Genomic DNA, 11746 nt, shown 5'->3' on the forward strand with positions numbered 1-11746 from the left:
TCACTGATTTGTTTGATTTTTTATATTTAAAAGTTCTATTACTGAATATATTGCTTTTTCAATTTCTTTATATCCGGTACATCGACAAATATTCGAAGAAAGCCATGTTTCAATTTTTTCAGGACTTGGGTTCCTGTCATTAAGGAGTAAAGCCTGGCAAATCATTATAAATCCTGATGTACAATACCCACATTGAAAAGCAAAATGTTCCACAAATGCTCTCTGAATCGGGGTATTCTTGAGGCCCTCTATTGTAAGGATTTCTGAATCAATGGCTTCAATGGCTAACATTAAACAGGATTTCATTGGCTGTTTATTCATTATAACCGTACAAGCGCCGCAATCTCCATTTAAACATCCAGGTTTAGCTCCTGTAAGTCCAATTTTGTCTCGGAGAACATCTAGCAATATATCTGATGCCAATATATCCCTCTCATACCGTTCTTTATTTATTTCTAATTGAATGGTAATTTTTCGATCCGCCGAATGGCTATTCATGTTCCTCACCACCTATATATGACAAAATGTATGAAAGGGTATTTTCTAAAACAAATAATCTATATTCATTGGATCCTTCTATATCGTTTAAAACAGGAGTTGGTAAAAACTCAAAAGAGGTTAAAATTCGATCTTTAAAAGATAAACTCTTATCATTTAGTTTGTTTTCCATTTGAATTGACCGAAAAGGATATGGGCATACCCCGCTGAATGCAAATCGAATAAATCCTTCTTTTTTTAATGAGGCAACTGTTAAAAGCGGATATCCCGTTTTCCATTGCTGCCTTTTCTTTACACTAATGTGTTTAGCTTTCAGATAATCTTTTTCTGTTACAATTTGTACGAGAAATTCCCCTTCGTCAAGTCGTAGCTTTTTATGGAAAATTTCATTAATAAATTCTTTCCTCGTTCCTTTTGGTCCTGCAATAATGACAGTACTATCTGATAATAAAAATGGAAGAACTGACTCTCTATAAAAAATTTGACCACATATGTTTCCACCTATAGTGATTTTATTTCTTGATGTATAATCAGCAACTTCTTTTGAAGTATCCGCTAATAGCGGAAATAGCCTATTTTCTTCGATTGCGCGTAAACTCAATGTTGAGCCAATGATCAGTTCTTGGTGTTTAAACCCGAATGCATTGCATTCGGGAATCCCTTTTAAATCAATAATCGCATCGGTGTATATAAAATTTAAACGTCCTAATGTTAAAACTTCAGTCCCTCCACCATAATACATAGTTTTTTTTTCTTGTAATTTTAATAGTTGATAAAGTTCAATCGCCTCTTTTATCGATTGAGGTTTATAATAATCAAAATTATAAGGTAACATTACGCTCTTCTCCCTCTCTTCCCCCTCCAAATGAGTTCAGGAAGTAATGGCAACTGGTTCAAAGGAATCCCAGCAGCCAAAGATAAACTGTTACCTAAAGCAGCTGGCATACCAAGAAGCCCATGTTCTCCAAGGCCCCTTGCGCCATATGGGGCATCTAAGTGTGGTGTTTCTACAAATTCACAGATATATTCAGGGTTTTCTCCATATCTTAGCGGTCTATAGGTTCTGAGTTGAGGGTTTAATACTCTGCCAAGGTGATCGAAATAGAATGTTTCACGCCCACCAAATGCTATGCCCATGCTCATTGCACCCATTATTTGTCCTTCTGCAGTTTTTTGATTCAGAACCTTTCCTGCATCAATGACAGATATTGCCCTTACTATCTTGTAAGTATATTCATTTATGTCATACTCTACTTCTACCCCTTGTGCGCCAACAGTCCATTCAGGACCTGGTCTGCCCGCACCTGTATTGGGATCTAAATTTGTTATATGTGGTATGGTATATTGCCCTCTACCGATGATTTGTCCTCCAATTGTGCTTCCGTCAGGATATGTATACCCATACACTAGCCGTTTGAAAGGAATTTCTATATTCGGTTCCCCTTTCATAAAGACCCTTTCCTGGCCAAGGACGATGTCTTCAATTGGAGCTCGTAATACACAAGAAGCAAGTTTCTTTATTTGTAAAAGAGCATCTTCCACAGCTTGAATCGCAGCCCTTCCTGCCATTAATGTTCCACGGCTTGCTACCGTTTTCCAATGTTCTGGAGTATTTTGTGTATTTACCTTCATCTGAACGTTTACACGATCAATTGAGACCTTTAATTTATCTGATACAATCTGTGCTAATATCGTTTTCGTTCCTGTACCAATTTCTACTAGTCCTGAAATAAGGTTTACACTGCCATCAGGGTTAAAGGTTAAAATGACACCAGATCCAGCGTTGGTATCGATCGTTGAAGTTTTCCATATACAAGCGATCCCTTTTGCCCTTATTATCTTGTCGTTTATTTTAACTAACTGGCCCTCTTCCCAATTCATTTTTTTCTTAAGCACTTGTATGCATTTAGGAAGATTACCTACCGTGCTCGAATTCAATTTAACTTGTGTTGGGGTGGAGTTCCCTGGCAGTATCGCATTCAATTCACGAAGTTCAAGTGGATCCATTCCAAGCTTTTTTGAAAGAGAATCCATAGTCCGCTCAAAAGCAAACAGAACTTCTGAATGGGCGAAACCTCGATAAGGCGAGGCATATGGATGATTTGTATACATACAGAGAGAGTCACACCAAATATTTTCTATGTTGTAAGGTCCGGTGCAATCTACAGCTCCAGCACGGCTTAGATCTGTAGATTTGTCGGCATATGCTCCCCCGTCCCATAAATACGTCAGCTCTGCGACCTTTAGCAAACCAGATTGTGTGCAACCTAATTTAATGTTTGCATCTAATCCAATATGACAAGGTGATGTCAAAATATCCTCTTCACGACTATTTTCAACTTTTACTAGCCTGCCATTAACGGCCTTTGACGCGATATAAGCTAATAGTTCAAGTTGGACCGAGGCTTTACCACCGAATGCCCCTCCAACAAGTGGAGTGTTTACTATGACGTTTCCAATTTCAACATCAAAGTAATCACTTATCAAACGCTTGATCATGAAGGGAGCTTGAGAAGAAGAAGTGATAATGATCTTATCATCTGAGTGAATTTCCGCTAATGAACATCTTGTTTCCATGGCTGCATGGTCGGAGGGGGAAAAAGAAAACTTTTCCTCAATAATGATTTCGCTCTCTTGCCAACCTGTTTTCCTGTCACCTTTTCTGATTTTGGTTCGATTTGCTATATTTGTGCCTGGCTCGGGAAATACCTCGGATATTTTTTTATAGGTGTCTAAATCTGGGTGGAGTAGAGGGGAATTGGGATTTAAGGCTTCCGTTGGTGAATTGACAACGGCTAAAGGTTCATAGATAACTTGAATATTGTCAGCTGCAATCTCTGCTTGTTTCATTGTATCAGCAACAACAAGTGCTACTACTTCTCCATGATAGCGGACTTTATCTTGAGCTATGGGGTACCGATCCCTGATTTCTTCTCCTGTTAGTGGTAAATTCCCACCTGTTATGATTGCACGAACGCCTGGAACTTTTTCAGCTTTGGTTAGATTAATATTTTTAATAAGGGCATGTGCATAAGGACTAATTACCTTTTTAACATGGAGAATTTTTACTTCTTCGCGGTCTCCTGTGTAAATCGCCTGCCCAGTCACCTTTTCCCAGGCATCTTTTCGAGTTACCCCTTTTCCGATAATATCCATATAGTCTCCTCATTTTCATTATTATTCTTATTTAATTGTTATCTATTTTGTTTTTCCAAAAAAGATATTCTTTCATATTATCAATATCAACAAACCATTTTTCCACATAAAAAGGAACAAGTATCCCCTTTTCTCTCTTCGCCATTAGAATCTGTCTTGCGCCTCGGTCTCCTCGTAAAAGGTGAATGTCGGAAAAGAGATCTTTGTCAATAAGTATGGGAGGTCGTATACAACCATAAAAACTAGAGGCAACAAAGGAGTAATTAGGGTTTCTTTTGTATATTTCGATGAGTTTGTTTATCATATTTGTTGTTATAAAGGGCTGATCAGCAAGTAAAATTACTACGGCGTCCGAATGTATGTTGTTTGCTGATCGTATACCTGTTTGGAGTGAATGGGATTGACCTGCTTCAGGTTCTTTAATTTCGACCGTAATTATTTTTTCAGAACAAAAACCTGATAAATCTAGGTGGTTTAAATGATTTGAAATAATGATAATATCGTTAAGTTCAGATAGAACCGCTTTTTCTAATCCCCATCTTCCCATTTCTTTATTTCCTAATGGCAATGCTAATTTATTTATACCCATTCGATAACTATTTCCAGCGGCCAGGTATACCCCAGTTATTTTCATTCGGAATGTCCCTTCATTCTTTTATGCTGAATTAATTCGGCTATAATGCTAACTGCAATCTCGAAAGGGCCCTTAGCTCCAATTGATAAACCGATCGGTGAGTGTATATTATTAGGGGGGTTCATGTCAAATAAACTGGCTGTACGTTTCTTGGAACCTAAAACGCCTATATAGGATAATGACTGATTCATCATTAGTGAAAGTATTTCTTTATCTCTCTGAAAGTTATGAGTCATGATGATAACATAATCATCTTTTTTAAAAGATAATTGTTCCATAATTTCAGTTGGGAATCCTATAATATGGCTAACTGCGTCGGGTATATTATTTTCGTTACAAAGCTCGGACCTCCAATCGCAAACAGTAACTAAAAACCCTATTGAGGTAGCCATAGTGACAACTGGATATACATCACATCCAGCTCCAAAAATGATTAAACACGGTTTAGGTATAAACTTTTGCATATAAATAAAGCTAACATCATTATCTTTGGGTTCATTATTATTCTCATCCTCTGGCCGGAAAGAAGACCCCAATAAGTTCCACTCATCATCTAACTCAATTTGATGGACGATTACCTTAGCTTCTTTAATGGAAGCCAAGACATATGAAAGATTTTCTTTTAATTTATGGTCCACATACTCCAGTAATATATATATAGTTCCGTTACAACCTGTTCCAATTCCCCATTCTAGATCTTCATCACTTTCCATGTGATAAACAAAGGTCTCTGTATTTTTCCTTTCAAACACTCTGCAAGAATGAAGAATAAGATCTTCCTCGATACACCCAACACTAATAACGCCTAAAGATGTACCATCTTTTTTTATAAGCATGGAGGTACCTTCACGCAAGTATGCTGAACCTTCCACATGAATGATGGTAGCCAATACACACTCCATGGATGTCGATTGAATCTCTTCAAGGATAGTATACATTTGATTCACTTGTCTTCCCCCTGGTCTTCTATGAGTTCATTCATTCTATTAATATCATTATGTTGATTTATAAAAAAAATGTGTTTATATAGAAATAGAATTATTCTAGTGCGGGCTGAACACATGGGAAATGTGGTTTTTCTTGAATTGTGCTTTAGAGGTTCACAGTCATTTAATCCTTGTATGCAAGAGAGTGTCTCATTCGATGGTTTAAAAAAAGGGGAGGGATATAAATGTATTCCTATTTTATTGGTAAACAAAAAGGAGCAAAAATTTTGCTCCTGCATCCAATCTTATTTGTTTTCCTTTTGAATAAATTTTATCTTTTCGATAAAGCAGACCAAGTATTTTCTAACCAATTATCAAAATCTGCCCCTTTTTCACCCTCATAGGTATCATATATATCCATTCTCATTTTCTGAAGTTTCTCTTTGAATTCAGTATATGAGTGATTTTCTGGTAAACTCTTCTTGATCCTTACTAAGATTTTGGTTAATCCTTTAACCAATTCGCCCTTTTTCCTTGGTGGCAATTGGACATCTTCGCCTAATCTTTTCAGTTGACGGTATGCAGCCTCTTGAACTTTATATACAGAATCACTATTCATGATATGTGTGAGAATATCGATTACTTGTTTATTTTTTGACTGACCTAACTCTTCGATCGCATCTAAACGTTCTCTCCAATTAGATTTGCGATTGGCAGATTTTTTTAATTCCTCATAGTTGGCAGGTAACTCGATACCTTTTGTTTCTTTATTATTCAAATGAATCATTTCTCCTTCTGTCTTTATGTAATCCGGATATCAAAATGTTAATCCGATACTACAATAATCCCATTACCAAGAATGGTTTATTCCATTCTTCATTATACCCGTTTCCATATTTTAATATAGTTATATTTCTTAATCATCTGCTGTATCTTCAATCAGTCGGGTGCCGGGGGCGATGCTTTGCTTCTAAAAACTTATCTGCACCTATGCTCAATAAGTAACTTCATCTTTAAAGGGCATAAATTCTGCATGTATTCATGCCCCTATTGTTGACTATGAAGTAAGCTTTTCTTATTATGTTGTAAAAACAGACAATAATAGCACAAATCTAGTCCACGTAATGTTTTTTATAATCTGGATGGATAGAAAATTTTTTACGTAAATTAGCGAGGTTTACACCAAAGCTTTCTTCTAAAAGTTCTCTATGTTTCTCCATGATTTCCATGAGATACAAATCATGAATCATGACTTCTGTAATGGGCATTACCAAACCTACATGCATGGTCCATGCTGCACGGCTATCTTTACCAAGCGAGACAATACCTGCTACTACTTCTGAATCATCTCCACTAATAACAAGCCATCGTCCACCATACTCTTCTGTAATTTCATGCCCCATATAATGGAGGTAAACATTAGCAAAATCACAGACGATTTCCCCATAGGCAATAATTGTTACATTGACTCCTTCATTTGCGGCCTGTCTTAGTTCAGACTCTAATTCTTCGAATTCGTCTTCCCAAATCTCTAAGAGTATTCTTTTTTTAGCAGATAATATACAAGCTTTTACCTTATCGAGTATTTTATTGCGCCCCATAATATTCCAGATGTTTTCACGATCATTTGCAGAACGTTCAAACTCCGCTAATGATTTTTCTGCCAGTTCAAAATTTTCTTCTGCTTTCATGCGTCGGTTTTTTATTAGCTCCCTTGCAGGAACGGGAGTATACTGTGGTGTGTTTCCAGGACTAACCAGAATATCTCCTCTTATTGCGAGACTGTCCAGTATTTCATATATTCTTGAACGTGGTACACCGGAGTTTTTTGCAACTGCATAGCCTGTTAATGGCGATTCTTCCAATAAGGCAAGATATGCTTTCGCTTCATATTCGGTAAAATTTAGATTTTTTAATGTGTCTAAAATGTTTTCTTTCATAAACCCTCCACACAACCGTAGTTGCTACCTTTGTAACTAATATTTTAGCAAAATCTGTTGACGATTTCCATTTTCATCTAATATACTTACATAAGTAGTTACTTTAGTAACCACTATTAAAAGGAAGGGAGAAATAGTATGGATAGCTTACTTACATACATATCAATAGTTGCAATGATGGTTATTATACCTGGAGCAGATACAATGCTCTTAGTGAAAAACACGCTTAGCTATGGTCCAAAAGCCGGACGTTATACCGTTCTCGGAATGGCAACGGGACTTTCTTTTTGGACGCTTATTGCCATTCTTGGACTATCTGTTGTCATCGCAAAGTCTGTGATTCTCTTCAGTACAATCAAATATTTGGGAGCCGCCTACTTAATTTATTTAGGGATAAAAAGTTTTTTTTCTAAAAGCGTTTTTTCCTTAAAAGAAATTCAAGCACAAGCAAATACACCTACGAAGTATTCAAGCCGGCATAATAAAGATTCCTTTATGCAAGCATTACTTAATAATATTCTTAATCCAAAGACCGTTTTAGTTTATATAACAATCATGCCTCAATTTATCAATTTGAACGGAAATGTAAACCAGCAATTGATTATATTAGCCTTCATCTTAACCTTACTCGCTGTATTGTGGTTTCTTTTTCTTGTTTTTCTAATTGATTACGCAAAAAAATGGATGAACAACTCTAAATTCCAGAAAGCATTCCAAAAATCAACTGGCTTAATTTTAATAGGTTTTGGCATAAAAACAGGAATTTAAGTTCATTTACTTACACATCTAATTTGATTCTATCCGTTCAGAAAATTGAACGGTTTTTTTCATATGTATATACATGCAATTAACATACTGTATACTAACCTGCACTGTAAGTTGCATATAATCAATCTTTCATCCGTACAAATGGCACTGCATTATTAATCTACAAAGAGTTTTTCCTCATTCATTAAGTTCCCTAACATGGTCATTAATTAATTGAAAAATAAAACGTCAGCATTTCCCCATAAGTGCGAAAATGCTGACAAGTAATGTCTTATGAGGTTTTAATATCCTTTTTGTCAATCCAAGCCGCATGCCTTGGCAAGTATTTCAACAAGATGCATACTTTTGATTTGATTTGCTGCCCCCTCCCTTTGAATGCCAATACTCATTTGCATTTGGCAGCCCGGGTTAACGGTCACTACTGTAGTGGCTTTTGTATCTTTTAGGTTCTTCATTTTTTCATCCAATATCTTCATGGATTCATCAAAGTGAAGAAGATTGTAAATGCCTCCAGATGCACAGCAACGGTCAAACCCTTCCATTTCCACATAGGAAACACCTGGTATGGATTGCAATAATAAACGAGGCTCCTTTTGGACCTTTTGAACATTGCGTAAATGACATGAATCTTGATAGGAAACGATGCCTTGCCATTCTTCAGTAAAGGGGAGTGGCCCTAATTGATGAAGAATTTGACTGATGTCTTTTGATTTTTCCGAGAAAGCCCTTGCCGCCCCAGCCCATTCGTGATCATCTGCCAATAAATGTCCATATTCAAGAAGCGAAGCGCCGCAGCCTCCTGCGTTATTTACAATTACATCAGCATCTGATTGCATGAAGGCTTGGATATTCCTCTTTGCCAATGCTTTAGCTTGTTTTGTTTCACCTTGATGGGAATGCAGTGCACCGCAGCAATTCTGATTTTCAGGGAGAATGACCTCACAACCTGCTAAAGTGAGCAGCTCAATGGTAAGACGATTTATTCGTGACATCATGGAATCCATGATACACCCAGCAAAAAATGCCACTTTTAATTTCGTTTCTCCTTTTGCCGGCATTATCGTACCTGTCCGGATTCGTTTGGAGGATGTCTCGATGGCTGGAAGTGCTTGTTCTAAATGTGCAAGGGCTGGGGAAACCTTTTGCAGTACATTCGATGAACGGATAAGCTTGGATAATCCTGTTTTTTGATAGAACTGTACTGCACTACCAATCCTGTTCATACGTTTTGGATATGGAAAAAGATGAACCAATGCCAGTTTTTTGATCTTGTTCATTTTGTTTTTTTGGTTAGCTGACGGGGAGTTTTCAATGGCTTCTTTTGCCGCTTCCAGTATATGTCCGTATGGCACACCGACAGGACATGCGGTTTCACAAGCACGGCAGCCTAAACATAGGTCGATCGGTTCAGCTAAATCTTTTTGGAAATCTATTTTCCCTTCGGCTGCCATTTTCACTAGATTGATTCGACCGCGTGGAGAGGCAGATTCCACTCCCATTGATTCATATGTAGGACAAGCTGGTAAACAGTAACCGCATTTTACGCATTGGTTTGTCCAATCATAGGCATCTGAATATAAATTATTGGCCACTGAATTTGTCTCGTTCGGTTTGACGGATAGATTCATGTAACCAACACGACCCTTGTCTGGCCTTTATCAGGAAAAATCTTTCCTGGATTCAGGATATTATTGGGATCCCATGCTTCTTTAATTTTTTTCATCATATTCACCCCTGTTATTCCTAATTCCATTTCCATATAAGGTGACTTTAAAGTACCGATACCATGTTCCCCGGAAAGTGTTCCGCCTAGTTCGATTGCGGCTTCAAAAATTTCACTGACTGCAAGCTCCACTTTTTTCATTTCCGTAATATTTCGTTTATCGGTAATGATGTTCGGATGTAAATTGCCATCCCCTGCATGACCGAATACAACCAAGTTCAACCCGTATTTCTTCCGTATAGTGTTTAATCTCTCCATCATCGCCGGTATTTGACTGCGTGGAACGGTCGCGTCTTCAGAAATTTTTGTAGGACCCATTTGTGTAATGGCCGGGGAAACAGATTTACGCGCACTCCAAATAGTTTGGCGTTCTTCCTCTGTCTCCGCTATCTTGACGTAGGAAGCACCCTCCGCCTTGCATATATCGGCGCATTTATTGATTTCTTCCTCAATCGCCAATGGGTGACCATCTATTTCTATGATCAGAATGGCTTCTGCCTGAAGAGGTAATCCTGAAGGCCGATAGCTTTCGACAGCACGGATACACGCGTTATCCATCAGTTCCAGGGCAGATGGTAGAATCCCTGACGATAAAATGCTGGTAATGGCATGGCCAGAGTCTATCAAATGATTGAAGTGGGCGACAAAAGTTTGTTTAGATTGAGGTTTTGGTATTAAGCGGATGATTGCCTCAGTAACGATGCCCAGGGTACCTTCCGATCCTACGATCAATCGGGTCAAATCATAACCTGTTACATTTTTTACGGTCTTTCCGCCAGTACGAATGATTTCTCCCGTCGGGGTGACCACCTCCAGGCCTATCACATATTCTTTTGTCGTTCCGTATTTCAATCCCTTTGGGCCGCTGGAGTTTTCTAATAGATTCCCGCCTATAGTGGCAACATTGGAACTGCTTGGATCCGGTGGATAGAACAAGCCGGCTTCTTCAGCCTTTTTATGGATATTTGCCGTAATCACACCTGGTGAGACAATGGCAAGCATATTTTCCCGATCAATGATCAATTTATCCCGTAAAAGGGTCATATCAAGAACCATCCCCCCTTTAACAGGTAATGGGCCTCCACTTAGCGAAGTTCCAGACCCTCTAGGGTAAACAGGTATTTTGTGAGTATTGGCCAATTTAATCACTTCACTGATTTCCTTCGCATTTTTTGGCTGTATAACGATTTCAGGTAAATATTCCCCAAAAGAAGCGTCATAGCTATAACAATACCTTTCTGCCAAATCAAGGAACATTCTGTCATCTGGAATTACCTGCCTAAGGTCGTCCAGGGCTTCTTTCTCCATGCCTCTCACTTCCTTTCTTAATAGTAAATTGGAGAAGAACTATTTGTATGTAATATAATGGCATTTTATGATTCTGCTAGATATAATGAAGAAAGGAAAAGGAGGTTTTTTTTTGAAAATCGCACTGATTCACGCAACCACGACTGCACTACGCCCAATTGAAGTGGCCTTTCAGACTGTTGCTCCAAACATTGAACTACTTCATTTCATGGACACGGGTCTTCTCGCCTTGATGGAAAAGAGCGGCAAGTTGACTCCGGAAATCATCCGCCGCTTTTCTGCATTAGTGAATATAGCCTATGAATCTGATGTTTCATGCATCCAACTTACTTGCTCTGCTTTTAATGACATCACTTCAATCTTACAACCTCTATACCCTGTAAAGTTATTTCGTTCAGATGAGGTCATGCTTGATGAAGCGCTTCGTTATGCTAGCATCGGCCTGGTTTCAACCGTAAAAGAAACGCCAATCGCCCTTCAAAATTACTTATTAAATAAGAATCCTGACTGTATGATCGAATCATTGGTGGATCCCGGGATCATCCATTTATTATCACAAGGAAAAAGAAAGGAACATGACGATCGGGTTAAAAAGATGGCGGAACAATTGGATGGAAAGACAGAAGTGATTTTGCTTTCACAATATAGTATGGAACATATCGCAAAGCAGGTTAATCCCTCTGTCCCTGTCCTAACGGCTCCGCTATTGGCTGCTAAAAGGTGTTTGGCTCATTTGAATGGAACGTTTGGATGAGTTTTCTTCGTAATATCAGAACTTAGCCAGCATGATCGT

11 protein-coding genes are annotated in these 11746 nt (G+C 38.1%); 2 read left to right on the forward strand and 9 right to left on the reverse strand.

What is annotated here, in order from left to right; all coding sequences use genetic code 11:
• The 7 genes from AC3ISB_RS13350 to AC3ISB_RS13380 all read right to left on the reverse strand — a co-directional run bounded on the left by AC3ISB_RS13350 (position 1) and on the right by AC3ISB_RS13380 (position 7154).
• Positions 1 to 498, reverse strand: coding sequence for a (2Fe-2S)-binding protein (locus AC3ISB_RS13350; RefSeq protein ID WP_098372369.1), 498 nt, complete (start codon positions 496 to 498; stop codon positions 1 to 3).
• On the reverse strand, positions 491 to 1333 hold the full coding sequence (locus AC3ISB_RS13355; RefSeq protein ID WP_489276747.1) for an FAD binding domain-containing protein: 843 nt from the start codon (positions 1331 to 1333) through the stop codon (positions 491 to 493). The genes AC3ISB_RS13350 and AC3ISB_RS13355 overlap by 8 nt, the downstream gene beginning before the upstream one ends.
• The gene (locus AC3ISB_RS13360; protein WP_489276749.1) at positions 1333 to 3654 is read right to left on the reverse strand and encodes a xanthine dehydrogenase family protein molybdopterin-binding subunit; all 2322 of its coding nucleotides are present in this window, start codon (positions 3652 to 3654) and stop codon (positions 1333 to 1335) included. Before AC3ISB_RS13360 ends, AC3ISB_RS13355 begins: the two co-directional genes overlap by 1 nt.
• 31 nt (positions 3655 to 3685) lie before the next feature.
• Positions 3686 to 4288, reverse strand: coding sequence for a nucleotidyltransferase family protein (locus AC3ISB_RS13365; protein WP_430099472.1), 603 nt, complete (start codon positions 4286 to 4288; stop codon positions 3686 to 3688).
• On the reverse strand, positions 4285 to 5226 hold the full coding sequence (locus AC3ISB_RS13370; protein ID WP_489276926.1) for an XdhC family protein: 942 nt from the start codon (positions 5224 to 5226) through the stop codon (positions 4285 to 4287). The genes AC3ISB_RS13365 and AC3ISB_RS13370 overlap by 4 nt, the downstream gene beginning before the upstream one ends.
• A 319-nt stretch (positions 5227 to 5545) precedes the next feature.
• Complete coding sequence (locus AC3ISB_RS13375; RefSeq protein ID WP_141994460.1) at positions 5546 to 6001, reverse strand: HEAT repeat domain-containing protein; 456 nt, start codon at positions 5999 to 6001, stop codon at positions 5546 to 5548.
• Positions 6002 to 6326: 325 nt separating this feature from the next.
• Positions 6327 to 7154 (reverse strand): TrmB family transcriptional regulator, encoded by an 828-nt coding sequence (locus AC3ISB_RS13380; protein ID WP_141994459.1) that lies wholly within the window; start codon positions 7152 to 7154, stop codon positions 6327 to 6329.
• A 138-nt stretch (positions 7155 to 7292) separates the two neighbouring features.
• On the opposite strand from AC3ISB_RS13380, the gene AC3ISB_RS13385 reads away from it, so the two are divergent.
• Positions 7293 to 7922, forward strand: coding sequence for a homoserine/threonine efflux transporter (locus AC3ISB_RS13385; protein WP_098372376.1), 630 nt, complete (start codon positions 7293 to 7295; stop codon positions 7920 to 7922).
• A 296-nt stretch (positions 7923 to 8218) separates the two neighbouring features.
• Here AC3ISB_RS13385 and AC3ISB_RS13390 read toward each other — a convergent pair whose 3' ends face one another.
• Positions 8219 to 9514, reverse strand: coding sequence for a (Fe-S)-binding protein (locus tag AC3ISB_RS13390; protein WP_430099464.1), 1296 nt, complete (start codon positions 9512 to 9514; stop codon positions 8219 to 8221).
• Between the two features lie 32 nt (positions 9515 to 9546).
• Entirely contained in the window at positions 9547 to 10953 is a 1407-nt protein-coding gene (locus tag AC3ISB_RS13395; RefSeq protein ID WP_489276752.1) for an FAD-binding oxidoreductase, read from the reverse strand.
• Positions 10954 to 11065: 112 nt separating this feature from the next.
• On the opposite strand from AC3ISB_RS13395, the gene AC3ISB_RS13400 reads away from it, so the two are divergent.
• On the forward strand, positions 11066 to 11707 hold the full coding sequence (locus AC3ISB_RS13400) for a hypothetical protein (protein ID WP_489276753.1): 642 nt from the start codon (positions 11066 to 11068) through the stop codon (positions 11705 to 11707).
• Positions 11708 to 11746 lie beyond the last annotated feature (39 nt).

The organism is Peribacillus sp. GL_122 (assembly GCF_057835005.1).